26 protein-coding genes and 1 pseudogene are annotated in these 26155 nt (G+C 40.3%); 11 read left to right on the forward strand and 16 right to left on the reverse strand.

Features of this window, described 5'->3' with window-relative positions; translation table 11 throughout:
* Positions 1–92: 92 nt before the first annotated feature.
* On the forward strand, positions 93–1151 hold the full coding sequence (locus QUF86_RS02025) for a DUF2157 domain-containing protein (protein ID WP_289333454.1): 1059 nt from the start codon (positions 93–95) through the stop codon (positions 1149–1151).
* A complete protein-coding gene (locus QUF86_RS02030) occupies positions 1144–1680 on the forward strand; it encodes a GDYXXLXY domain-containing protein (protein ID WP_289317954.1) in 537 nt (178 codons plus the stop codon). The genes QUF86_RS02025 and QUF86_RS02030 overlap by 8 nt, the downstream gene beginning before the upstream one ends.
* Before the next feature lie 86 nt (positions 1681–1766).
* Here QUF86_RS02030 and QUF86_RS02035 read toward each other — a convergent pair whose 3' ends face one another.
* The 5 genes from QUF86_RS02035 to QUF86_RS02055 form a co-directional block, all read right to left on the reverse strand.
* Positions 1767–2246 (reverse strand): C40 family peptidase, encoded by a 480-nt coding sequence (locus QUF86_RS02035; RefSeq protein WP_289317955.1) that lies wholly within the window; start codon positions 2244–2246, stop codon positions 1767–1769.
* Between the two features lie 196 nt (positions 2247–2442).
* Complete coding sequence (locus QUF86_RS02040; RefSeq protein ID WP_289317956.1) at positions 2443–2715, reverse strand: phage holin; 273 nt, start codon at positions 2713–2715, stop codon at positions 2443–2445.
* Positions 2716–2920: 205 nt separating this feature from the next.
* Positions 2921–3343, reverse strand: coding sequence for an ATP-binding cassette domain-containing protein (locus QUF86_RS02045; RefSeq protein ID WP_289333455.1), 423 nt, complete (start codon positions 3341–3343; stop codon positions 2921–2923).
* Between the two features lie 250 nt (positions 3344–3593).
* Complete coding sequence (locus QUF86_RS02050; protein WP_289333456.1) at positions 3594–4763, reverse strand: LL-diaminopimelate aminotransferase; 1170 nt, start codon at positions 4761–4763, stop codon at positions 3594–3596.
* A gap of 69 nt (positions 4764–4832) precedes the next feature.
* Positions 4833–5726: a TIGR01777 family oxidoreductase gene (locus tag QUF86_RS02055; RefSeq protein WP_289333457.1), complete on the reverse strand. Its 894-nt coding sequence runs from the start codon at positions 5724–5726 to the stop codon at positions 4833–4835.
* Positions 5727–6285: 559 nt separating this feature from the next.
* On the opposite strand from QUF86_RS02055, the gene QUF86_RS02060 reads away from it, so the two are divergent.
* Entirely contained in the window at positions 6286–6699 is a 414-nt protein-coding gene (locus QUF86_RS02060; RefSeq protein ID WP_289333459.1) for a GNAT family N-acetyltransferase, read from the forward strand.
* Positions 6700–7278: 579 nt separating this feature from the next.
* Positions 7279–7703: pseudogene (locus tag QUF86_RS02065) on the forward strand (DinB family protein).
* A gap of 137 nt (positions 7704–7840) precedes the next feature.
* Here the strand turns inward: QUF86_RS02065 and QUF86_RS02070 are convergent.
* The 6 genes from QUF86_RS02070 to QUF86_RS02095 all read right to left on the reverse strand — a co-directional run bounded on the left by QUF86_RS02070 (position 7841) and on the right by QUF86_RS02095 (position 13892).
* Positions 7841–8806: an ABC transporter ATP-binding protein gene (locus QUF86_RS02070; RefSeq protein ID WP_289333460.1), complete on the reverse strand. Its 966-nt coding sequence runs from the start codon at positions 8804–8806 to the stop codon at positions 7841–7843.
* Entirely contained in the window at positions 8803–9783 is a 981-nt protein-coding gene (locus tag QUF86_RS02075; protein WP_289333461.1) for an ABC transporter ATP-binding protein, read from the reverse strand. The genes QUF86_RS02070 and QUF86_RS02075 overlap by 4 nt, the downstream gene beginning before the upstream one ends.
* Before the next feature lie 9 nt (positions 9784–9792).
* On the reverse strand, positions 9793–10716 hold the full coding sequence (gene opp4C, locus QUF86_RS02080; RefSeq protein ID WP_289333462.1) for an oligopeptide ABC transporter permease: 924 nt from the start codon (positions 10714–10716) through the stop codon (positions 9793–9795).
* Positions 10717–10727: 11 nt separating this feature from the next.
* The gene (locus QUF86_RS02085) at positions 10728–11684 is read right to left on the reverse strand and encodes an ABC transporter permease (RefSeq protein ID WP_289317966.1); all 957 of its coding nucleotides are present in this window, start codon (positions 11682–11684) and stop codon (positions 10728–10730) included.
* 57 nt (positions 11685–11741) lie between these two features.
* Positions 11742–13460 (reverse strand): ABC transporter substrate-binding protein, encoded by a 1719-nt coding sequence (locus QUF86_RS02090; protein ID WP_289333463.1) that lies wholly within the window; start codon positions 13458–13460, stop codon positions 11742–11744.
* A gap of 258 nt (positions 13461–13718) precedes the next feature.
* The gene (locus QUF86_RS02095) at positions 13719–13892 is read right to left on the reverse strand and encodes a hypothetical protein (RefSeq protein WP_289333464.1); all 174 of its coding nucleotides are present in this window, start codon (positions 13890–13892) and stop codon (positions 13719–13721) included.
* 1 nt (position 13893) lies between these two features.
* Here QUF86_RS02095 and QUF86_RS02100 point away from each other — a divergent pair, with 1 nt between their 5' ends.
* From QUF86_RS02100 to QUF86_RS02120, 5 genes are all read left to right on the forward strand, one after another.
* On the forward strand, positions 13894–14358 hold the full coding sequence (locus QUF86_RS02100) for a YjgB family protein (protein WP_289333465.1): 465 nt from the start codon (positions 13894–13896) through the stop codon (positions 14356–14358).
* A 232-nt stretch (positions 14359–14590) separates the two neighbouring features.
* Positions 14591–16180, forward strand: coding sequence for a PHP domain-containing protein (locus tag QUF86_RS02105; protein ID WP_289333466.1), 1590 nt, complete (start codon positions 14591–14593; stop codon positions 16178–16180).
* A 304-nt stretch (positions 16181–16484) separates the two neighbouring features.
* Positions 16485–17309 (forward strand): amino acid ABC transporter substrate-binding protein, encoded by an 825-nt coding sequence (locus QUF86_RS02110; RefSeq protein WP_289317970.1) that lies wholly within the window; start codon positions 16485–16487, stop codon positions 17307–17309.
* Positions 17293–17997 (forward strand): amino acid ABC transporter permease, encoded by a 705-nt coding sequence (locus QUF86_RS02115; RefSeq protein WP_289317971.1) that lies wholly within the window; start codon positions 17293–17295, stop codon positions 17995–17997. The genes QUF86_RS02110 and QUF86_RS02115 overlap by 17 nt, the downstream gene beginning before the upstream one ends.
* 29 nt (positions 17998–18026) lie before the next feature.
* A complete protein-coding gene (locus tag QUF86_RS02120) occupies positions 18027–18764 on the forward strand; it encodes an amino acid ABC transporter ATP-binding protein (protein ID WP_289317972.1) in 738 nt (245 codons plus the stop codon).
* Between the two features lie 73 nt (positions 18765–18837).
* Here QUF86_RS02120 and QUF86_RS02125 read toward each other — a convergent pair whose 3' ends face one another.
* Positions 18838–20013, reverse strand: coding sequence for an MFS transporter (locus tag QUF86_RS02125; protein WP_289323717.1), 1176 nt, complete (start codon positions 20011–20013; stop codon positions 18838–18840).
* A gap of 389 nt (positions 20014–20402) precedes the next feature.
* Between QUF86_RS02125 and QUF86_RS02130 the strand changes: the two genes are divergently transcribed.
* Both QUF86_RS02130 and QUF86_RS02135 read left to right on the forward strand, forming a co-directional pair.
* Positions 20403–21104, forward strand: coding sequence for a response regulator transcription factor (locus QUF86_RS02130; RefSeq protein WP_289333467.1), 702 nt, complete (start codon positions 20403–20405; stop codon positions 21102–21104).
* A gap of 6 nt (positions 21105–21110) precedes the next feature.
* A complete protein-coding gene (locus tag QUF86_RS02135) occupies positions 21111–22511 on the forward strand; it encodes a sensor histidine kinase (protein WP_289333468.1) in 1401 nt (466 codons plus the stop codon).
* Positions 22512–22580: 69 nt separating this feature from the next.
* On the opposite strand, the gene QUF86_RS02140 is transcribed toward QUF86_RS02135, so the two are convergent.
* The 4 genes from QUF86_RS02140 to QUF86_RS02155 form a co-directional block, all read right to left on the reverse strand.
* Positions 22581–22934, reverse strand: coding sequence for a YxeA family protein (locus QUF86_RS02140; RefSeq protein WP_289333469.1), 354 nt, complete (start codon positions 22932–22934; stop codon positions 22581–22583).
* A gap of 5 nt (positions 22935–22939) precedes the next feature.
* Positions 22940–24859, reverse strand: coding sequence for an ABC transporter permease (locus QUF86_RS02145; protein WP_289333470.1), 1920 nt, complete (start codon positions 24857–24859; stop codon positions 22940–22942).
* A complete protein-coding gene (locus tag QUF86_RS02150; protein ID WP_289317978.1) occupies positions 24846–25613 on the reverse strand; it encodes an ABC transporter ATP-binding protein in 768 nt (255 codons plus the stop codon). Before QUF86_RS02150 ends, QUF86_RS02145 begins: the two co-directional genes overlap by 14 nt.
* A gap of 198 nt (positions 25614–25811) precedes the next feature.
* Positions 25812–26102 carry a DUF3817 domain-containing protein gene (locus QUF86_RS02155; RefSeq protein WP_289317979.1) on the reverse strand — a complete coding sequence of 97 codons (291 nt, stop codon included), beginning with the start codon at positions 26100–26102 and terminating at the stop codon, positions 25812–25814.
* Between the last annotated feature and the right edge of the window lie 53 nt (positions 26103–26155).

Genomic DNA, 26155 nt, shown 5'->3' on the forward strand with positions numbered 1-26155 from the left:
CATTCCAATTAGGGTAGAAGAAAATTAACATTATATTCAAAGCTACAAGAGAATACGATGTATAATAGTAAAATATGGAAGGGGGAGTTACTTTGGCCAACAAAGAAATAACGAAAAAGCAATTCGAGTTTCTTGAACATGAATTTAATTACCTTGAAAAGGAAGGAGTCATCTCCCAGCAAGAGAAAGTGAGGATGTTAGGTTCCTATGATGTAAAAGGTAATTTGAGCTTCATCACTATTCTATTATCCATTGGGGCACTTCTTTTAGGTTTAGGCGTATTGACCTTCGTAGCCAGTAACTGGATCTATTTAAGTAAAGCGGTTAAATTCCTACTTATCATAGCATGCCTCATCGGAGTGAACTTTGCTGGGGTGAAGGTGCAGGTACGCTTTCCCAAAACGTCACGAAGTCTGCATTATGCAGGTATTCTGATTTTTGGTGCAGGAATTTTTCTAATCGAGCAGATGTTTAATATTACCATAAATTTCAACAGTTCCTTTTTATTATGGGCGATCGGAACGGTATTCATTGGATACTATTTAAAGGATGTCTTCATCCTCCTTTTTACATCTTTCCTGCTTTTCATTTATATTAACGGAAGTATATTCGTTGATGAAACGTCTTATCCGCTTGCCATTCTTATATTTCTACCGGCTTTATACATTTTGTTAAAGAAATTCGATTACCCTAAATATCTGACCTTTTTCACTAACGCTTTAGCCATAAATACAATTGCCTTATTTCTTATGGAATTCGTGCCGAAGCTTGATGTTGAAAATTCGAATACGATTGTGCTTTCCATTCTGTTTGTACTGGGAATCGTGCTTGCCTATATTCCGGTAAGAGCCAAATTACAAAACATCACCCACATACAAGGGCATATCTTACACGGTATTACGGCACTCTTCCTTACCTTTGATTTTTCTATCTGGTTCCCTTTAGCTTATTTCGTTTTTCTGCTTTATCTCATTCTAAAAGGCAGTTTGACCAGCATCGTGATAATATGTGCACTGATTTTCAGATATTACATCTACTCCTTTGACTTCCTGCCAAAATCGCTTACATTCATCATTGGAGGAATCATGCTTATCGGATTTGGCTTCTTCTTTGAAAATCAACGAAAAAAAGGAGGGGAACTCAATGAATAATCCATCATTCCGTCCACTCTTCATATTTTCCATTCCAGTCTTGATTCTGTTAGTCTTGGCGATTCCTCCGGTCTGGACAACAATGACTGGAGATGTAATCAAGATCAAAACAGCCCCGGTTGATCCGACTGACTTGTTTAGGGGAAGCTATGTGGCTTTGAAATACGAAATTGAATCCGTTAAGCCATCCCAAGTCGATGACTCGATTAAAACCGAGTTCAACACAAGGAATATGGGTGATTATAAAAAGGTATATGTACGTTTAAAACAAAACTCTGATGGACTATACGATGTTGATTACGTAACGAAAGAAAAACCCACCAAAGGCGTTTACCTAAAAGGGGAATTGGAAATCCCATATGAGCTGCAAAATCCGGAAACCCTTCAGATCAGATACGGTCTGGACAATTATTTCGCATCCGAAGAAAAGGCAAAGGAAATAGAGAAGGACGCATTGGCCAATCCTTCAGTGGCCGTGGTAAAGGTCCGTAATGGCAATGTTGTTTTAACGGATATCATCATTGAATGAATGACCCCGGATATGACTAGCAAAAAGAGCATCGGATTTTCGATGCCCTTTTTTTGCTCGACTTTTTTCATATGGACATCAGCTTGTTACTTAATGACTCGTTTTGCCCCTATATATTTTTCTTTCCAATACTTATCACTCATTTTGACCACCTTGACCCCTTTGGTTGTGGTCCCGACAAATGTACCATTTCCATAATAGATTCCTACAAAAGAGACCTGCCCTTTCTTACCTGTGGCATAGAAGACCAAATCACCCGCTTTTAAGTCTTTTTGTTGCAAAGCCTTTCCGATTTTATACTGTTCGGCACTCGTTCTTGGAATCTTCATTTCTGTCGCGGCATTTTTATATACATACTGGGTAAGACCGCTAGCATCAAATCCTTTTGGTGTCGTCCCCCCATATTTATATTTGCTCCCCACCTGCTTCTTTGCCAAAGCGGCAACTTCATCACCATAATTGATAGAGGCAGAAGCATTAGCCGGACTGAATATGAATGCCGCCATCAATACTCCGATTAAAACTATGGCTGCAAGCCATTTTGAAACTGGTAAACTATAACTCATCCTTTTTCCTCCCCAAACTGAAAATGAACCACAATTTTAAATGTATGTTGCCTTTCGGTTTTCAGACCAAAAATCATTTTTAATTCGTTCATCATAATCTTTGCCAAAAAAAACAAATAACCAGATAACGCCGTTGGGTAGCTAGTACGGTGTTATCTGGTATATTCTACTCTTCTATATGAAAGAATAGTGTCCATTACTTAGGATCCTTGTATTGTCGTGCATTCTCACTGTCACTTAGACCTTTAGTGGTATGATCGACCACACCGCCGACCCCAAAGAATGTAAGCGCTATGAAGTTAATGATGCCCAAAGCCCCGTTCAATGCATCATCAGTAATGGTAAAGCCTATAGGGGTAATGAAATTGTTTATGAACGCGGCAACCATCTGCGTCAATATTAAAAGCCCAGGAAGGAGTACCGTGAATATAAACGTCGGATTCTTAAAACGCACTCTCCAGTTGATCATTGCCTTTCCCCCTCTCTATCATATTAAATCCGCTTCATTGAAGATAGTTACGGACTTGCTATATATTATGCGGCTTGTCCTTTTTACGTTCGGATATTCCATTAATAATCTATCTCGCTAGTTTCCCATAAACATAAAAAAGCCCATCCGAGGATGGACCTTCTCTTAAACATAAAAGTAGTTTTAGAAAAAGCTAGAGAGCGCCTTACTTTAACAAGTAAGTAACAACCTCCTCAAGGTCTAAATACTCCTCAGCGTGCCAGTTGATTCCTTCCTTCAGAAAATAAGCTTCTGCCTCTATAGGCGAATTGGAAGTCACAGTCCGCAAACCTTTTCTCTCAATCTCCCCCGGAATGGATACTGGCGGCAAATCCTCTGCCATCCAAAACCGTTTATACTGCTGAGCCAATTTATCCTTTTCGAATTCACCTATCATTTGCCCCCGGTTTATAAATATGAGGTAATCGGCAAGCCTGCGGATATCCTCCATTTGATGAGTGGAAATGAATACCGTCTTTTCTCCCCTTTCCATCCACTTAATCAAAAAGTCCGTGTACTTCCGTTTTGAGACGATATCCATATGTGCGGTCGGTTCATTGATCGGCGGTACATTATCCCATGAAGTCATTTTTGTTCAACGTTCGCAAATGCCTTTAATGATACTTGCTGCAATCTCTGCTGCATCAGCTAATTTCATTTTAAATAAAGTCACGAAAAAATATTTAAGCGGGAGAAAGCAAAAAGAAAGAACGTTCGATCCGTGATCGAGCGTTCTTTTATCCTGAACATATTGAATGAATGTAAATAAAACGATAGGCACGATAGTTATTTGATACTCGAACCTTCACTTTTCCTTTCAAATGCTAGAATTGCCACACTCAATTCCCCTTCAAAAACCATCGAATCCGTTCAGCAGCTTCCGTCAATCTCTCAACCGGTTGGACCAAAGCCATCCGGACATACCCTTCACCCTGCTTCCCGAAAGCATCTCCGGGGACGACCGTAACCCCTGCTTTTTCGATCAATGCATAGGAAAAATCGCGTGATTTCCAACCAGCTGGAATTTGGGCCCAAATAAACATCGTGGCTGAGGTTTTCGGGACATGCCATCCCCCATCGGCAAGGCCTGATATCAAGGCATCTCGACGGGACTCGTATTCCTTAACCTGATCGGATAGCAGCGAAAGGTTGGAAGTAAGCGCCATTTCGGCAGCTTTTTGGATGGGATAAAAGACCCCATAATCGATGTGTGATTTCAAAGTTCCCAGAATGTTCAGCGCATCGCGATTGCCGACCGCATACCCAATGCGGCATCCGGCCATATTAAATGTTTTGGAAAGTGAATTAAATTCAATTCCCACTTCCTTGGCACCCGGAATGGACATAAAACTAATTTGTGGATGATTATCAAAAATCAACTCAGAATAAGCAAAATCGTGAACCACCAGGATCTCATTCTTTTCCGCAAACGATATGACTTCTGAAAAGAAAACTTCATCAGCAAGGGAGGTGACAGGATTTCCTGGATAACTGATGATCATCATTTTCGTTTTTTGCACTATTTCATCCGGAATTCCGTTGAGCTGGGGGAGGAATCCGTTCTCGGCAGTAAGCGGCATCGGATGAATGATTCCGCCGGCAAGCTCTACACTCGCTTCATAAATTGGATATCCCGGATCTGGCACCAGCACATAATCTCCCGGGTTTATCATCGCCGTTGCCAAGTGTGCAAGTCCATCCTGGGATCCCATCAGTTGAAGGACTTCTTTTTCTGCATCCAGCTCCACTCCATACCGCTGCCGATAAAAATAACGGACTGCTTCATGGAACTCAGGCGTACCTTTTAACGTATACCCGTAGGAATTTGGATCCTTTGCATATTTCACAAGCGTTTCCACTACAAAATCAGGCGGTGGTAAATCCGGACTTCCTACACTCAAATCGATAACATCCATCCCTCTTTTCATTGCTTCCTGCTTGCGGGTCGCCAATTCTGAAAATATCCCTGTTGTGAATCTTCCGACTTTTTCAGATGGAGTCATATTCATTTATGATTCCCCTCCATTATTGATCTTTTATCTATCATTATAGCAATCAATCTCCGGTATTTTATACCCTTAATTAGTGCTCATCAGTATCTGTTCAAGTGCTTCATCAAGATGATGGAATTTAAATGCATACCCTTCCTTTTCCAACCTCTCAGGTATGACCCAGCGGCTTTTTAATATCAATTCCGTTTCGGTCCCCATAAAGAAAGCCCCCATTTCAAGCATGGGTGTTGGGCATGGCATTCCTATCTTTTTATTCATGATTTTTCTCAAATGGGCCATTAATTCGCGATTTGTAACTGGATGCGGTGAAGAACAATTGAATACCCCGCTCAATTCCTCATTCTTTCTCAAAAAAAGGACAATATTAAATAAATCTTCTATATGTATCCAACTGAATTTCTGATTTCCTGATCCTTGATGGCCTCCCAGGCCGAATTTAACCAAATTCCTATAAGGGGTCATCACTCCCCCATCTCCCAATACAATGGCGATCCGTAAAGCAATTTGTCTCGTCTTGGGTAATTGGAAATCGAAAAATGAGCGCTCCCATGCTTTAGCTACATCAACGGAAAAGCCTGAACCGATCACACCATCCTCTTCCGTCATTGGTTTATCTTCGGCATGCCTGTATATCGTTGCCGTACTTGAGTTTATCCATAATGAAGGTGGGTTTTCACATTGTTCGATCGCCTGTCCGAGCACTTCAGTCGTATCAGTTCGTGAATCCAATATTTCTTGCTTATTCTTGACATTATAGCGGCAATTGACCGTTTTTCCTGCTAAGTTGATTAACATATCCGAATTATCGATCGTTTCCCTTATTCCTACTTTATCTTCCCAGCCAATATGAGGGGTTTGCCTGGAGATGATCCTTACCTCATACCCTAAATTCCTGAAATGCCTTTCAAAGTATTGACCGACAAAACCAGTCCCGCCCGCTAAAACCACTTTCTTCAGCATATACCCAACCCACTTTCTCTTATGAGTTAATAGTACGAATAATAACCAGTGATATCTTTTTTTGTGAATTAATTCACAAAGATTATACCATATTATTACATTGAATGGTAGCACGAATACATAACATACCGCTAAGCAATAATTGATGAACTTGTCCAAGCAAAAGGGAAAATTACACATAAATTAGTAATGTGGAAAATTATAAAACAAAGGGATGATTTCAGTGTCAAACAAAAAACTAAGAAGAACTGGCAATTCCGGAACTGGCAATAGAAGCCGTAGGACTGCCTTGAGAAGAATCTTAGAAAATTTTTTAAACAATAATAGAGGTACTTCAATCAAGGAACCCACTTCAATCAAGGAACCTACTTCTATCAAGGAATTTGAAAGGAATTAGAAGGATGCTTTTTTGAAATTAACAGGGAATCCCTTTGGACTATTCTAAAGGGATTCCCTGTTAAAATACTGTTTTCTGACTTTTGGTTATGTATTTACATGTACCAGCTATATATTTCTAGTGAATAACTGTTATATCTAATAGAGATAAGGAGAAGTTATGATGTATTTTTTTCGAGACTGGAAACCTAAAAAAGATATAAAGAAATTAATGGATATTACGGTAAAAAATTTTCGGGTTTCGTCCGATAAAGTGAATGAAATTTTGCAAAAGTCACACAAGGTACTTGTGATTTGTAATGATAAAGGTAAAGTAGTGGGGTTTCTTTGTTATAATCTTTATTTATATAAAGTTGCTCATATTAATTATGTAGTCCTTGACAAGAAATATAGAGGAAAGGGAATTCTGCAATCCCTTTTACCAGAATTAGTAGCATATGTGAGAAAAAAAGGAATTCTTGTTTTGTCCGGTTTTGTGAACAAAAATAACCCTGAAGCATTGCAAAAGTTTAAAGGCCTTGGATTTAAACCGATTTTAATTTATCATGATGACATTCTAATACAATCCCTGATTTAAAAAGGCCTCCTGCCCCTTATAGCGTAAATAAGAAGAAAGATCGATTAAAATACATTCTGTTTTACCATTCATTAACTGGAATTCTCTGTCTGGTACTAATAATGAATTGAGGATTACCCCGAATATATGAATCTTGTGTTACTCCCTGCAATGAAAAACTACAGAAAGAAATCGCCTGTAAATTCTACATGGATTCATAGGCATTTTCCCTGTAATCTCTTTGACCATTTAATACCCAATCATGATCTGACCCTCACTAGGATGCTTCATTGAACTGCCCTTTTCTACATATAGTCACGTACAATTCAATTGAACGAAACCATCCGCCCGTATGTCCTACCTTGTCTTGATATTTGAGTTCCCCATTAAAAAGGTCGACCAGAAAAAACTGGTCAACCATATATACGATTATCTTAATTGAATAAAACAGGAACGGTGCTGTCCATATTAGAAGGAATACGCAATGATTTAATACCTCAACCATAATGTTAAATTTTTTCTATATTTTCAAAATCGACCCATATCTTCAGCACCCATTCGTGTATAGTGATTGTATAACTGCTTAAAGGGGAGATAATTATGAAATCGATAGAACTAATCATCTTAAATATGGAAGAGGTTAGAAGAAGAAACATTAAACTATGGACTTCAATACCTAAAGACACACTCCATTGGAAACCAGACGACATGGCAATGAACTGTTTAGAAATGGTTAGACATGTAGCTTACCAGTTTATGAATCACCATTTGAAAAACAGCCACTTATCTCTGTAGAAGCGGAATTAAACTTTGCCGAACCTTACAGGCGTGATTTTTTGGAAACAATAGTATCCTTTAGCGAAGACGACTTATCCAATATTAAAATTGATCGCTCTAATATAGGCTATATCAGGGATTTAGGAGACATGTTGCTAAGAATCGCTTATCATGAGTCTGTACATACTGGTCAATTATTGGACTATTTAAGAACTGCTGGAGTTCCTAGAATTAGCGTTTGGGATTAACAGCATCATCTTCAAAGGGTGTTTCACATGGTGAAGCACCCTTTTCCTTTTGTGAAAAATCATGATGTATGCTATCCAAATCTATAATCATTGTTATTCTTATATACATGTATAATAGTCTCGCAGTTCAACAGATTTCAAACATAATGACAGGCTGTGAAATGACCATTTCCGATATCCCGGTACTCCGGTACCCTTTCGGCGCAAAGCACTGTTGCCATCGGACAGCGAGTCCGAAACTTACATCCCGATGGCGGGTTCACCGGACTCGGGATGTCTCCTTTTAAAATGATCCGTTCACGCTTTATACGCGGATCAGGGATGGGAACGGCAGACAGGAGCGCTTTCGTATAGGGATGCAGCGGGTTATCAAAAAGTTCCTCTTTGGTTGCCAACTCAACAATATTCCCTAGATACATGATGGCTATTTTTGTGCACAAATGCTCCACCACACTCAAATCATGGGAAATGAACAAATAGGAAAGCCCGTTTTTCTTACGCAGCTCACTAAATAGATTAATGATTTGAGCCTGGATGGATACGTCGAGGGCCGCAACAGGTTCATCCATGACAAGAAATTCGGGATTGAGGGCCATCGCCCTGGCAATGACAATCCTCTGCCGTTGCCCACCCGAAAACTCGTGCGGATAGCGGTCCACATGATACGGAGAAAGGCCGCAAGTTTCCATGACCTGAAGCACCTTTTCCCTGACGTCCTTATTTGTGGCTAGACCGTGTTCGACCATGGCTTCCCCGATTGCGTCCCCAACTCGTATACGGGGATTCAAGGAACTGAAAGGGTCCTGAAAAACAAGCTGCGTTTGAACCCTGAGGCGGCGCAGGTCTTTTTTATTCAAGCTGAACACATCTTCCCCTTTAAAATGCACTTCACCTTCCGTTTTGTCATGAAGTCTTAAAATTGTCTTTCCAATGGTTGATTTCCCGCTACCGGATTCACCGACTAAACCAAACACATCTCCTTTTTCAATGGTAAATGTGACACCGTCGACGGCTTTTACCGATTCATTCTTTTTACCGAAAATTCCTTTTGAGCTTGAGTAATATTTTTTTAAGTTTTTCACTTCCAATAATGCTTGACTCATGTAACGGCCTCCCCCTCAAATAAATGGCAGCTTACACTATGATTGTCGGAGGTTTCTTTCAGTTCAGGGTGCTTTTTCAAGCAAATATCCTTACGATGCTCGCAGCGGTCGGCAAAATAGCAGGATTCCGACAGTTCAGCCAGGTTCGGGACTTGCCCCGCAATCGTAAATAGTGATTCCTTCCTTTCCCCAATGAGTGGCTTTGCTTTCAATAGTCCCTTTGTATAGGGATGCTGAGGATTTGTATACATCTCCATGACTGGTCCCCGCTCCACGATTTTCCCAGCATACATTACAATGACATAGTCTGCCATTTCCGCTACAACTCCAAGATCATGAGTAATTAGCAATATGGATGTATTGAATTCCTTTTTTATATCCCGCAATATATCTAAAATTTGGGCCTGGATGGTTACATCAAGAGCAGTCGTCGGTTCATCAGCTATGATGAGCCTTGGATTGCAGCTGATGGCAATGCCGATCATTATCCGTTGAAGCATCCCCCCGCTCAGTTCGTGAGGGTACATGCCGATTATTTTCTCGGAGTTTGGTATTCCAAGCAATGTTATGAGTTCCCGTGCCTTCTTATAAGCATCTTTCCTGCTTAGGAGCAAATGTTCCTGCAGTGGTTCGATCATCTGCTGTCCAATCGTATAAACTGGGTTTAGCGATGTCATCGGCTCTTGAAAGATCATTCCGATATCATTTCCGCGAAAGCGGTTTATTTCTTTTTTGTTCATTTGCAGCAGATTACGTCCGGCAAAATTCACTTCGCCTTTTTCAATTTTGCCGGACTCAGGAACCAACTGCATGATTGAAAGCGAAGTTATGCTTTTTCCGCAGCCGGATTCCCCAACGATACAAACGGTTTCCTGCTCGCCAATTGAAAAGCTGACGTTGTTCACTGCCTTTACAACGCCTTCTTCTGTATAAAAATTCGTTTCAAGGTTTTTCACTTCCAATAGAGCTTCACTCAAAACCAACACCTACCTTTTCATTTTCGGATCCAGCGCATCCCTCAACCCATCTCCTAGCAGATTAATGGACACCACTGTTAAAAAGATCGTTAATCCTGGCGGAATCCATAACCATGGACGCATACGGAAGTCCATATAATTATTGGCGGCATCCATCATATTTCCCCAAGAAGGGGTAGGTGGAACAACTCCCAATCCAAGAAAGCTCAACGCCGATTCACTGAGAATCGAACCAGCAACATTTAAGGTTGCCACAACAAGCAACAATGGTAGGGTATTCGGAATCAGATGATGGAAAATCTTCCGTCTGTCGCTTAATCCAAGAACTTCCGTTGCTTGCATGAAGGGTTGTTCCCTTAAGGATAAAATCTGCCCTCGCACAAGTCTTGCAAGAGCTGGCCAGCCGACAACACTTAGCATGATCATGATGATGTAAAGCCTGTATTCGGATGGAACCTTCCACTCTGATAGGATGGCCCCCATTATTAATAGAAGCGGCAATCCCGGAATGGACATTAATATATCCGCGAGACGCATGATGACCAAATCCACGACTCCTCGATAAAAGCCAGATATCGCACCAAGAAACGCTCCGATAGCAATGGATAGGAACATGGAAGCAAGACCTATCGTTAATGATATCTGTCCTGCCATCATCAGCCTTGTCAGTACGTCCCTACCGTAATTGTCAGTACCAAGCCAATGTGAGGCACTTGGTGGCTGATTGGAATATGCGATGTCTGTCCTATCAAGAATATACGGCGAAAAATGCGGCCCGACAAAACTGAGCAAAAACATGAATATGAGGAAAAATAAGCTGACCATCGCCAATTTGTTCTTATTTAGACGGCGATAGGTCTGTTTCCATAATGAAGGGGATTTAACCTTCGCTGGCTTCTTCCCCTTTTGGATTAACGGTTTAGCAGTCTCCATTTTCACCCCTCCTATTTCAGCCTGATTCTAGGATCGACAGCTGCGTAAGTCACGTCGGCAAGAAAGTTGCCGATGATGGTAAGGCAGGAAAGAAACAGTGTGAATGCCATCAGGACAGGGTAATCACGGAAACTGACCGATTCCAATTGGATTCTTCCCACTCCTGGCCAATTGAAGATCTGTTCCATGATGATCGCACCGGAAAAAAGACCCGGCAATTCAAAGGCAAGGAGCGTAATAACTGGAAGGATGGCATTTTTAAGAGCATGTTTAAATATGACCACTCTCTCCTTTAACCCCTTTGCCCTAGCCGTCCGGATATAATCCTGCCTGATCACCTCAAGCATTCCGGTCCGGAAATAACGGGTAAGTGACCCGATGCCAAGCAGCGTTAATATGGTTACCGGCAAAATCATGTGCTTACCTACCTCCAGAATATAGGCAAAGCCAGTGCTGTTGCTTCCCGTATCTATCATGCCGCCGACCGGCAGGACTTTCAGATCCACACCGAACCATTTTATGAATAGCAGACTGATGAAAAATGAAGGGAAGGACATGGCGGCAAACACGAAAAACGTAACAAGTCCATCCAACAATGAATATTGCTTAATGGCCGAGAGAACGCCGGTCAGGAGAGCGATGGTCCACGTCAGGAACAACGCGAGCAGCGCCACTATAAAAGAGTTCCAAACATATTTGTTTAGCAACGAAGTTACACTTTCCTGATGTTTTAATGAGAAACCGAGATTCCCTTGAAACACATTCCCGAGCCACGTGAAATAACGCTGCAGCATAGGCTGGTCCAGTCCGTACAAAGCCTTCAGTTCCTGTGCCCTTTCGGGTGTGAGGCTTAAGTTTGAATCAATATAATCACCAGGAAGCATGGCAAATAAAAAGAAAATGATAAAAGACGTTCCAAACAAAATAACGATCATTTGTATAAATCTCTGCAGAACATATTGTTTCACCTGGTAATCCCCCTTTTGCAGATAAAATGCCTAGCTATGCGCCAGGCATTTTACATCTTACTTTTTAATTGAAATATTCGGTAAGCTCGATCCTATACCCGTATAGTTGTCAGGAACCAATCCTTCGATTTGCCCGCTGATTGCTCTTGCACTCTGGCGGTAATGAATAAGGATATATGGAGGGTCCTGTGTAAACTCTTTATATAGTTCATGATACAGTTCTTTACGTTTATCGATATCAAGAGTACCTAAACCTTCTTGAATCAGTTGATCGACCTTAGGATTTGAATAACCCACATAGTTATTAGGGTTATTGGTTGCAAGGTCTTCCACTGTATCGCTCGGGTCAAGGATTTGTGATGTGGAGACCGCTGCAAAATCATAATCTTTTGCCGTTAGCTTCGATACAAGAGCATTAAAGTCCGTTACTTCCGGCTCGAATTTAATACCGATATCTGAGTAATTTTCTTTCGCGATCGGAATCACGGCATCCTCTGCATCTGCAGTTAGATAGCGGATTTTCAATTGTACGCCGTCTTTTTCACGGATACCGCTTTTCCCGATCTTCCAGCCTGCTTTATCCAGGAGTTCTTTTGCTTTCCCGGCATCAAATGCATACTGTGTGACACCTTCATTGTTATAAGCCCATGAAACAGGGGAAACCGGAACATCTGCTACCTGTCCAAAGCCTTTAAATCGTACATCTACAATTTTCTGGCGGTCCATTCCATAAAGCAGTGCTTGGCGTACTGCTTTATCCTTAAATTGCGGTCGAGTATTATTTACATAAATCAAGCCATAATCGTTCACCGGAGCCACTTGCACATTGGCAAATTTCAAGCTCTCCAATTGCCCTACCGTATCATCATCAGCCGGAAAACCTGCATAATCAAGCTCACCAGTTTCAAACTGCTGAAGAGAAGTGGCTTTATCGATGATTTTGTAAATCAAGTTTTCCGTTTTAGGTTTCCCTTTGTAATAATTATCGTTGGCCGTGTAGCGTATTTCCTGTCCAGGTACATATTTAGAGAATACATATGGTCCCGCACCAAGTGGTTTCGAATACAACTCTTTTAAATAATCCAACTTACCGTATTCGTACTCTTTTCCGTAATATGCCTTAGAAAGCACCTGCCCTCCAAGAATTAATAATGCCTTCGCATTTACTTTTTCAGTCGCAATTTCTATCCTTTGTTCATCCAATACTTTGATGCCCTCTATCGATTCGGCTTTACCTTCTTTATACTCTTTACCGCCTTTAATAGCAGCAAGGGAAATGTCTTGGTACCCATTGTAAGAAGGATCATGAAGAAGTGTAAGTGTAAACGCAACATCATCTGCCGTCACAGGAGAACCATCGCTGAATTTAGCATTTTTCCTCAACTTGAAAGTATAGGTCATTTGATCTTTAGAAGTATCCCAACTCTCTGCAAGAACCGGAACCGGTTTTCCATCTTTATCAAGATCCACAAGCGGTGAGAAGATTGGCGTCGTTGCGTTGCCATCCCAGCCGTTTTCATAAAAATAAGGAAGGAACACCCCTCCTGGAGCTGAGATGCCAGCAACGAATGTATCTTTTCTTGCTTTGGTTTTATCAGGCAAAGCAGATAAGTCGGTTGCTTTATAACTTTTTACTTCTGCCTTTTTCACAGTGACATTGTTTGTTTTTGGCACGCTTTCTTTTGTTTCATCATCCCCTGAACTGTTTAATGCACATGCTGATAAAAACAATAACAACACAATCAAGAGAATTAGACTGCTGATCCCCTTTTTCATTCCCCAACCCCCATTATTTTATTTTTCACAATCCCTGCCACTATGTATATATAGCGAAATCGGCTAACGAATTTAAAACATATTATTCTGACAGGTTTTATGAGATTTATTTTGTTAGCTTACTTAAACTAGATAAATTTGTCAATATATAATTTTTATTACAATTAAAGGATAAAAAGGAATTCGCGCAATGCAATCCTGTACACTCTTTGTACCAAAAACAAACAATCAACTGTAACTATGTGAACGGAAAAATGATCACCAAGAGAATGTTTCATGATTAGGAAATTGTGGAAAATAAATGATATAGGAGGGATAAGAAATGTAATCTAAAAAACCAGCGGTCAGAATGGTTAGCGCTGTTATTCTAACCAGTACTCTTTTAGGGGCGGGTGCTTCATTTTCAACAGAACCGATTGAGGCTGCTTCCACTATGGATTCCACTTCTGGCATACCTAAGGAACACGCTCTTACAACCTTACATGAAATCTACAACAAAGCTTTTTCAGGAGAGATGCCTTATACTGCCAAGGGTTTGACAATTAGTGAAAACACCAAAAAAGAAGTATATGAGACATTTGGTTCCCCCCCAGAACCAGGTAACACCGATGAAACATTTGACTATTACCATGCAGAGATGGGACACCCAGGATTTGCATTTGCCTATAACGATGACAAGACCATCTCACAAATCCGATATTTTGGGACAAATGTAGAACGGCTAGGAAGCATCACACCTAAAGTTTTAGGGAAACAACTCGGCAGCGCTGACGAAATACGCCATATCTCCAGTACGAATGAAATCAACTATATTTACAAGACAGGAAATTATGAACTACAATTCATTGTCGGTGAAGATCAAACTGTAGATCATATCAATTTACTCGAAGCTAAATAATATTTACGGCAAAATAGTCGTTGCAGGTTGTAGAGAAGGAATATTTTCTCTACAGCCTTTTTTGTTTCCAGCCCCTAACCTTCTATCACTTTCAACCTCCCAAAATACAGAATGGAATCCGAACCGATCGTTCCATTTACAAAAACCATACTCCCCCCAAACGAGCTCTTAATATTTTTACAATAAAATTAGCTTGTTCAATATTATTTCAATATTAGGAGATGTCGGAAAGATGATTAATAAGTTCAGGGCATTCACAGTATCGGTTCTAAGCATAGCCATCCTTTTTCAAGGTCTTCCCGCGGTTGCTGCAAAAGATTCAGAAGACAATCAATCTGGAGGCAGATGGATAAAGGGCGAATATCATGCCCATACCACACAGTCAGATGATGCCGAGGGATCACAGAGCCTTGAAAGCTTGCTAAATAACGCATTTGAAAAGTACGGCATGGATTGGATGGGAATTTCCGACCACTTGAGGATGTCTTCAAGGGATGATGAGGGAAATTTGATTCCGGGTGGGCCGATACCGCTATCTCAGGGAATCATTCAATATCAAGCCCCGAAAATGGAACAACTTCAAAAAGAGGGAAAATTTAAAAATAAAGTCATCTTTTCAGGCTTTGAATGGGACATGCCCACATACGAGCATGTCGGCATAGGCATTTTGGGAGATCAGCCGGGATCACCTAAAAGTCTGAAAGCTGGCAATCAATTTGAATATCTGTTCACCAACCAGGATGAAAAGATGTTTGATCCTGTGGATGTAGCCGTCTGGAAAGCACAGGATCAAAGAGCCAATAAGACACCCGGGGATGCTCGAACGGCATTGGCATGGCTTGAGAAAAATTATAAGAATACAAGTTATGCCATATTGAACCATCCATCAAGAAAAAGGGTGTACAACATATCTGATTTTCGTGACTTCAACAATATCGCCCCGAATGTCATGTTCGGATTTGAAGGGATGCCAGGTAACCAGATGGAGCCAGATAGAGGCGGTTTAAATCTGACAACACCCGAAAATCGGACCTATGGCGGTTCCGATTACATGCTTGCTAAGGTAGGAGGTGCATGGGATGCGCTTCTTGGGGAAGGTCGTAAGTTCTGGACCTTTTCAAATTCGGACTCCCATTTTGAAATCAGTGAAAACCGGCTATACTCCAGCGGTTACTGGCCAGGAGAATATTCGAAGAATTATACATGGGTAAATGGTTCATCAATGCAATCCGTCCTTAATGGAATGCGATCCGGAAAATCCTTCTCCGTTTTTGGTGACTTGATCGATGCTCTTGATTTCCAAGCTAAAAACGGAAACAACAAGGCAGATATGGGCGGGGAACTTAAAGTGAAGGAAGGACAGGTGGTCAAGATTACCATCCGATTTAAGAGCCCCAAAAAGAACAACAACGGGGACCCCGTTAAGGTGGATCACGTGGATTTAATTTCCGGGGAAGTAACCGGAAAAGCAGTGCCTGGAACACCTGCTTATAATAAAGCTACCAATGATACGACAAAAGTGGTTAAACGCTTTACAAGTAAAGACTGGAAAACCGATGGCGACGGTTTTCATGCCATCACTTACAAAGTCAAAGCGAATAAGGATCAATATTTCCGTTTGCGAGGGACGAATCTAGGGGTAAATGTCACTGGAGAAACGATTGACGGTGAACCGCTGATTGATACAAAGACTGAAATCGAGGATAACGAAACGCGTTTTTCAGAAATAAACAAACGTAACTATAATGACCTTTGGTTCTATTCGAACCCCATTTTCGTCAGCGTAGAGGATAAAAATCATGATAAACACAAAGTTAATTAATATTCTGCAATAGTTCTGGACGGTCCAAAAAAAGCCCCTCATCCACTAAGCCAATAATCGATGTGGATGAGGGGCTTTTTGTCCCCTTAGATTCTTAATGATCCCTTCCCTTTCTTTAAAATCCTTCCTCGGATAACGATTATCTTTCTTTTAGTATTATTTCACTTCAATGCGTGAAAATCCGTATAATTCACCAAGTTTCATTAACACTAATCATATAAGTTATTTTCATTGACTTTTTTCCTTTTCTTGTATAGTATCACAGAGTATCAATCCCTATCAGATTACTAGGAGGTTTACCCAAATGAAAAAAATGGTTGCACTTTTATCGCTATTGTTAGCTTTCACGGTTGTACTTACCGCTTGTGGTACCAATACAAAAAATGAGGCAAACGATACCGACAATAAATCTTCTTCACAAGAAAATCTATATGATAAAGTTAAAAACGATGGCGTATTAACAGTTGGAACAGAAGGTACATACCCTCCTTTCACATTCCACGATGATTCAGATAAACTAACGGGGTTTGATGTTGAAATTGCTAAAGAAGTGGCAAAACGCCTTGGAGTGAAAGCTGAATTCAAGGAAACACAATGGGACGGCATGTTTGCAGGATTGGATGCTAAACGTTTTGATATGATCGCGAACCAAGTGGGCATCGATGAAGACCGTCAAAAAAAATATGATTTCTCTGACCCATATATTCAATCCGGAGCCGTATTGCTTGTACACAAAGACAATTCGGATATTAAATCCTTTGATGATTTGAAAGGTAAGACCTCTGCACAATCTTTAACGAGTAACTACAATGATCTAGCCAAATCACATGGTGCTGAAGTTACCGGTATTGAAGGATTTTCTCAATCTGTACAGCTTATTGGTTCTAAACGTGTAGATGCGACGATCAATGACAAATTGTCGTACCTTGATTATAAAAAGCAACACCCTGATGCACCTATCAAAGTCGCTGATGAGGAAGAAAGCGGAGTCGCCAGTGGTTTAATGTTCAGAAAAGACAGCGGCAAATTAGTGGAAGAAGTAAACAAAGCATTAAAAGCAATGAAAGACGACGGCACGTACGCAAAAATCTCGGATAAATGGTTTGGTGAAGATGTTTCTCCTAAGTAATATTTTCACCGACCCCGAGCGTATGGACCAGCTTGTTTCCATCGCTCAAACCTCCCTCTATCCGATGATAGAGGGAGCTATTCAATATACAATTCCACTAACGCTAATTTCATTTGTTCTCGGCCTTATTCTCGCTGTACTCACAGCATTAGCTAGATTATCTTCCATTAGGATCTTTCAAATAATTGCGCGAGTATATGTGTCAATCATCCGCGGGACACCATTACTTGTGCAATTATTTATCATTTTTTATGGACTTCCAAATTTAGGAGTAACCATCAGTCCTTTTATATCGGCTATTATCGGATTCTCATTAAGTGTTGGAGCATACGCTTCTGAAATTATAAGAGCGGCCATTTTATCCATACCTAAAGGACAATGGGAAGCGGGCTATTCGATCGGGATGTCATATACCCAAGCTTTAAAGCGGATCGTCTTGCCGCAAGCAGCGCGTGTATCCGTTCCCCCATTATCCAACACGTTCATTAGCCTTTTAAAAGATACATCGCTTGCATCACTCATTCTTGTAACGGAATTATTCCGTAAAGCTCAGGAGATCGCTGCAAAAAACTATGAATTTCTACTACTTTACATGGAAGCGGCTGCTTTATATTGGATTTTGTGTACCATTTTATCCTTCATTCAAGGAAGTTTAGAAGACAGACTTAATCGTTATGTAGCAAAATAAGAACCGCAGTAGTTAAAGGGGATTTTAAAATGATCAACATTAAGAATCTTCATAAATCGTTTGGTGACCTTGAAGTTTTAAAGGGCATCGATTTGGAAGTGGAGCAAGGTAAAGTCATTGTATTGATCGGTCCTTCGGGTTCAGGTAAAACAACCTTTCTTCGGTGTTTGAATCTCCTTGAGGTGCCAACGGACGGGACGATTGAAATCGACCAAACCGTAATGGACTTCAAAAAACCCGTTAGAAAAAAATCGATTACATCTTTTCGCGGCTTGACAGGGATGGTTTTCCAAAGCTATAACCTCTTCCCCCACAAAACAGCTGTGGAAAATGTAATGGAAGGCCCCATCATCGTAAAAAATATAGCCAAACATGAAGCGAAAGAAACGGCTGCTGCCCTGCTTACAAAAGTGGGCTTAGGTGAAAAAATCGATTTTTATCCTTTTCAATTGTCCGGCGGACAGCAGCAACGAGTCGGCATTGCAAGGGCGCTGGCCATGGAACCTAAGGTCATGCTATTCGATGAACCCACTTCCGCTCTAGATCCTGAACTAGTTGGAGACGTGTTACAGGTAATGAAAGACCTGGCGAAAGAAGAAGGCATGACAATGATCGTAGTAACCCATGAAATGCGTTTCGCCCGTGAGGTCGCCGACGAAGTCATTTTCATGGATGATGGAAAAATAATGGAACGGGGAACACCCGAACAAATTTTCACAAACCCTAAAGAAGCACGTACACGCAAGTTCCTCAATATGATTCAATAAAAAAACGATGCTTTTGCAAGCACCGTCCGTGGCCCCCCGTTTTTTGGAAAATGGGGGGTTTTTCTTCATTAGATTAATGAGAGGCTTGGACCTGTTTAGTCCTTGTCCGTGCATGGTAAAGCTGAAAAAGAATCAAAGCAAAAACGGAAAGGATCGCTCCAGATATAAATGGCAAATCTATTGAAATCGAAAATAACCAACCGCCTATCGGAGGGCCTGCAATCCTGCCGAACGAGTCGAAGGAAGAAAGCAGTCCAGTGACACTTCCATGCCCCGACATGGAACTTTTGGTCAGCAAGGCCGAAATTGCAGGTCGGATGAACCCATTACCAACTCCGAAAATCGTTAGGAAGACCGCAGATGTCCAGAAACCGGTAGAAAACAGGATGAGAATGAAACCAACTGCCGATACGATGATTCCTACTCGGATAACCGCGCCTTCCCCGTATTTCTTTGTCATCCTACCCACTAATCCACCTTGAACAATCGCACTGCCAAATCCCATGATCATAAAGATATAGCCTAATTGAACAAGAGTGATATCAGCTTTTTTTGCTGCAAAATAGGCAAAAGTCGTTTCGAGTCCCGCCATTGAAAGCGTGACGATCAATTGTAGGATGAACATGGTGGTAAGGGGCCCTTTAAAGGCTGTCCACATGGACTCTTTATTTTTAGACTGTTGGGCCCTCTTTTCAACCGTATGTGATTCCTTCAGTATCGCAATCACTAAGATTAGTGTGATCAAAGAGGAAATTCCAGCAATGTAAAAAGGTAAATTCAAACTTGATTTGGAGAATATCCCGCCAATCGCCGGACCAAAGATGAACCCTAGCCCTGTAGCAGCACCGATGATTCCCATCCCTTTTCCTCGATCTTCCGGAGTCGTGATATCAGCCACATACGCCATTGCGGTTGGCATGTTTGCCGATGACAAAATCCCGCCAACGATCCTGGCTACAAATAATACCCATAAAGAATCTGCCGAGGCCATGATGAAAAATGAAAGGGCCAATCCAGCAATCCCGATTATCATGACAGGCTTACGTCCTATCCGATCAGATATACGTCCCCACATCGGGGCAAAAAATAATTGCATTAACGAATAAACAGCCATTAAAAGACCAAGCTCAGTAGGACTGCCGCCAACCTTTTCAGCGAGGAACGGAATGACGGGAATGATGATTCCAAATCCGACCATGACTAAAAACATCACTAAAAAAAGAACGGGTAACACCTTTTTTGTTTCCATTATTTTTTTCTCCTTTTATTCTTCCACATTCGTTGAGTACATTTTTTAGAAAGATTTTGTTTTAAAGTACAGGAACGAAGTCCTGAATCATAATACTTAGCATGAACTGCCTAGCAATACTTTAAACAGTTTATCATACAACCTTTACCAAATCAGTAGGAAGCGCCATCTTCTTTCTCCCCAAATGAAAAGAAACCTCCTAAACTAAATAAAGATCAGGCATCGGGGTCCCTGATCCTTACAGTGCATTTTCATTTACGTGTTTCGTGAAACTTGTGGAATGGATGCCAAAATTCATTACTTATAAGAAATATCTTTCACTTCCCCTTATTTTTTGCTGAAGGGTACTCTATACTGTAGGGTATGATTGATGTTTGGGAGGTAGAAGAATGTCAAATGATCAGTGGATTTTAATTATTGACGATGAAGAAGATTTAGCACGTCTCATGGAGACAGTTTTACATAAGGAAGGTATTCCAAATATTATTACGGCAGGGACGATTGCGGATGGATGGGCAAAGTTTCAGGAATTCAATCCTGCACTAGTCTTGCTAGATATTATGCTGCCAGATGGTGAAGGATATGATTTATGCAAGCAAATTCGTGAAGTGTCCAATGTTCCGATTTTATTTTTGTCCGCAAAGGATGAGGAAATTGATAAGCTTTTAGGATTGGCAATAGGCGGGGATGATTATATTACCAAACCATTTAGTCCGAAAGAAGTTGCCTATCGAGTAAAGGCACAGCTGAGACGTGCTGGCTTTTCAGAGGACAAAGTGGCTCCGAAAAAATTGCAAGTTGGTCCTTTTGAGCTTAGTGCCAATGAAAATGAAGTGAAAAAGGATGGCAACACAATCGAGCTCACAGCTAAAGAAATCGGGCTGATGAGCTGTTTTATGCATCACCCGAATCAGATCTTGAGCAAGGAGACTTTGTTTGAACATGTGTGGGGTGATGATTTCTTTGGCTCTGATAATACAGTGATGGTACATATTCGCCGTTTACGCGAAAAAATCGAGGTGGATCCTTCAAAGCCTTTGTTTTTAATAACCGTTAAAGGGCTTGGTTATAAATTACAAACCAAGGGGTGAAACAAGATGAAGTGGAAATTGACACGGCGCTTTTTAGGATCCGTTGTGACAATAGTTGTAATCATAGGGATTGTAAATACAATTTTACTCTTAAGCTTACTCTTTTATCGAGCCATGCATGACTTCGGGACTGAAGGAGTATCTGCAGAAAACTTTAGCAGAACATTTTCACAATATGTGGAATTAAAAGATAACAAACCTATGGTAAATGAAAAAGGGCTGAAAAAATTGCAGGACAATAACGCCTGGATACAATTTTTGAATAATAAGGGTGAACAAGTGGCAGCCTTTTATACACCGAAAAGATTGCCAACCGTGTATTCTCCAGTTGAAATCGTCCAAATGTATAAGTATAAAGAAATTGATGCAGAGACAACTGTTTTTGTTGGCGAAACCCATAATTTCAGCTATTTTGTAGGCGTTAAGGAACAGAAAATTGGCCGCTATGTAATAACCTATAATTATGCTAAAGTTTTTAAAAACTTTAACATCTTACTATTACTTTTTTTAATCGTGGATATCATTATTGCATTAGTCATTGGATTCCTGTTTGGTAAAAGATTAACGAGACCGCTAAACATATTAATAGAAGGAATTCAGCAGCTCCGGGAGAGGAGCTTTAAAAAGATGAGCATACCAAAAGGCGTTTATGAAGATGTATTTCGCAATATGAATGAACTGTCAGTAAAGCTAGATCAGTATGAGAAAGAACGTGATCTTCTCGACCAAATGCGTGAGGAATGGATTAGCAATGTTTCACATGACATGAAGACACCACTTGCTTCCATCCATGGGTATACAGAATTGATGAAAGACAACGCCACAGATTTAACACCACAGGAATTGTATGAGTTTTCATCCATTATTAATAGACAGTCCACTTATATGAAAGATTTGTTAGATGACCTAAATTTAACGATGCGTTTGCGGAATCAAAGACTCCCCTTACAATTTGAAGATGTAGAAATCGTGGGGTTTATACGGGAAATGACGATCGAGCTTTTAAATGATTCACAACTTGGTGATCGACAGGTTGAATTTGAGGCAAATGTGGACATGGCAAAACATAAAGTGGATAAAAAATTACTGAAGCGGGCGATTTTTAACTTTATCTACAACGCACTCGTGCACAATGAGGAAAATGTCATTGTGAAAATACAAATTGATGATATTCGTCTAGAATCGGAACTTCATACCAAAATTACCATTTCCGATAATGGCCGCGGTATTCCCTCCAAAGATTTAGAACAGGTTTTTGAACGCTATTATCGAGGTACGAATACTGCAAGTACACATGGGACTGGACTAGGTATGGCCATTGCAAGAGACATCATTCTGGCTCATAATGGAAAACTTGATTTGACTAGCGTTGAAAATAAGGGAACCACCATTACTATCCTTTTATAATGCACATTTTACTTAACAGGAAAAGGGCTGTACTCCTCTTACTTATTGGAGACAGCCCTACTTCCCTATTTATTTTGTTTGTGCCTTTTTTGGAATTTCCTCAAATTTAACTTCATCATATGACGAAACTTCATCACCATTTTTCACGTACATCTTCAAGTAAGCATCTTTCCGAAGATTTTTTTGTACCGTGAATTCAAGTGGTATTGTTTCACCATCTGCATTCTTTGCGTCCAGTTTATAAGAATAGTAGGTCATCACTGAACCATCATCAAGTTTTGTTTCATGTTTTACCCCATCCTCTATAACTTGCAAATAATAATTGCTGGCATTCATGCGGTTAAAGTCTATTTTAGTAAGCGCGAAGACTCCTGCCGCTCCCAGTATAAATAAAATACCAATTACCATAAGAAATTTCTTCATCTCGATCATCCTTCTGTTTTATTATTTTGTGTGATAATACGATTGTAGGAAGCTACCGTTAAGAAATAATACAGACCGTAGATAACCGTATAAGCAATCATCCAGATCAACACAGGTTTTTCCAGGTCCATCATCAATAAGCCCGAGAAGGCTTTTAAAGCAACTGCACTGTGTAATAACCCCACTGCCAGTGGTACGAAAAAGATTACGAATACTTGTGATGCAATGGATTTCCGCATTTCTTTTGCGTTAACGCCCATTTTATGAAGCATATTGTATTGCGATTTATCTTCCTCTGCTTCAGTTAGAACCTTAAAGTAAATGATACTGCCTGTTGCAGCTAAAAAAACCAGACCAAGAAAACTTCCGATAAAGAGCAATGAGCCCACACCCTCGATACTTGTTTGGAAATCTTGAGGGGCACTGGAAAATAGCGCTTCTTCAGGTAATTGTTTTGCAATTTTTTCTGATAAATCCTTGGAAGCTTGTTCAACACCGATAACACGATATTTTAGGGATTCCCCTTCTTTTTGCAATGATTTAAATTGATCATTCGATACTACCACTGCAATGCCTGCTGTTCCGGCATTTAAAACTGTTTGTGTCTTAAAACTTTGGAATGTGATTGCCGTGTTGTTTTCTGTCGTGATGGTCTTGTCCTTATATATAGGTGAGAACCTTTTGTCATATCCAATATCCAAAATGACTGCATTGTCATTATTCACAAGCAGTGCTTCCTTGCTTTGAACTTGTGCTAATTTGTTATATGTTTTTTCGTCGATAACCGTGTAAATCCTTTTATCAGAGCTATCGAATGCTGATGGCATGTTAAATTCTTTCGTATTAAATGTGATAGATAGTGCTTCAATATTTTCATCATACTTTGTATCTGACAATACAGCGCTCACTTGTTGATCGCTTTTTGCATCCGTTAGCTGATACATGAAGGTATTCGGATCAACGGTCATAACTTGGTCATTTGCATTGTAATAAAGACCATAAACCGCACCGCCGGCCGTTACCGTTGTAGCACTTAACACCGCAATTACGGTCAATGTACGTGCATTACCCCGAATGCGATACAGCAGTTGCGAGATCGTCATTAAATGAAGGCCTTTCCATAGCCATTTTTCATTTTTCTTAATCACGGCTAACACAAAGCCTGTCACGCTATGAAACAAGATAAACGTACCGACAATAACTGTTGTCAATATAATGAGTGCTGTCATTAAAAACCCGACCTTTTCCCACACTTTAGAAGTAAAAAGATCTTGCATCGCCAACCAATAACCCATGACAATCAAGAAAATTCCCAGAATGGCTACAATCATTGATGGCTTCGGGGCTGCTTCCCCTTTTTTCGATGCATGGAAGAGATCGATTAGTTTAAATTGATAAATTAAACGATAGCCCTGGAATGATGTCACCAAGAAAATAATAAGAAATACGAAAGAGGTGTTCAATGCTGCAGATCCCGAAAAAGTAAATGGTGCTATGACATCATAGCCCATTAAATAAATCAAAATCGTCATGAATCCTTTTGAACAAAGGAATCCAAGGAAAATCCCGACAACTAATGAAACCAAACCAAGCAATAGGTTTTCAAAGAAGAGCATAAAACCAATTTGACGATTACGTACGCCAAGCAATGCATATAATGCCACTTCTTTTTTACGTTTTTTCATAAAGAATGAATTTGAATAGGCAATGAAAATGGCAACGAAGAAAATCAGGATGACTGCCGCACCACTCATTAATGAACCTAATTTTTGTGATGAAGCCGTTTGTTCTGCAACTGTGTCGCTATATTTTAATGTTACAAATGTGAAGTAGATGATAATGCTAAAAACCATCGATGCGATATATAAAAAATATTGGGAGAGGTTTCGTGCAATATTTTTTCTCGCTAGACTAAATAACGTCATCTACCTCACCTCCAATTGTTGCAAGGACATCTAAAATCTCTTGGAAGAAAGCTTTACGTGTTTTGCCACGACGGTAAATTTCTGTTGAAAGCGTACCATCCTTAATGAAAATAATGCGCCTGCAGAAGCTTGCGGCATAAGCATCATGCGTCACCATCATGATGGTGGAATTATTATTTTCATTCAGTTCACTTAAACTTTCGAGCAGACCTGTCGCCGATTTTGAGTCAAGTGCACCTGTTGGCTCATCTGCCAGGATCAGTGCCGGCTCTGTCACCAGCGCTCTGGCTGCAGCTGTTCTTTGCTTCTGGCCACCGGAGATTTGGTATGGATATTTAGCTAATAAATCCTCAATCCCAAATACTTTTGCAATACGATTCACTAAGATAGTAATTTCTTTCGCTGGAATTTTCGCAATCGCCAGTGGTAATAATATATTTTCCTTCACAGTCAAAGAGTCGAGCAAATTGTAATCCTGGAAGATGAAACCGAGATTATCACGTCTGAAATCTGTTAAGTCAGCTCCCTTCATATCGTGAATGCTCGTATCATTCATATAAATTTTCCCTTCAGTTGGCGAGTCAATAGTTGCTAACATATTAAGCAACGTCGATTTCCCTGCCCCGGAAGGTCCCATGATCCCTACAAACTCTCCTGCATGAATATCAAAAGATATATTTTCCAACGCTGTGTAGGCAGCACTTGATTTACCATAAGTTTTTTTTATATTATCCACTTTCAATAATGGTTCCATTTGTTTCACCTCTTCAATTTTGTTGATACTTATACTTTACATGCCCATCCTTACAGCATGGTTATGCCAACCTTACAGCAAGCTTAAATCCATAAAAAAAACGCCTTCTTTTGAAAAGAAGACGTTTTTTCATTATGAATTTTTCAAACACCATCAAAGGACTTAATAATTACGATATTAGAGCATGCCCCTTATCATTTAACTTTGCTTCAATAGCCTGCGATCGATTACAAAATTCCCAAACGGGATGAATGAAACGATGAAGATCAACGCCATTTTTAAAAAGGACCATTTTGATATAATGCTCACATAGAGCAGCAAAAGCCCAAACACGACAAATAAGAAACCATGGATGCTGCCCAAAATGAGTGTTGCTTCCCCAATATCCAATATGTACTTTATGGGCATACCAATGGCAAGCAATAGAACATATGAAATTCCCTCAATTATTGTAATAAACCGAAACCATCCAATAGCTGTAGAAAACATTCGCTCATCCCCTTATTCATTGTACAGTACGACATCATTCAAAATCGACTCAC

This window comes from Peribacillus sp. NJ11, from assembly GCF_030348405.1.
GTDB lineage: Bacteria > Bacillota > Bacilli > Bacillales > DSM-1321 > Peribacillus.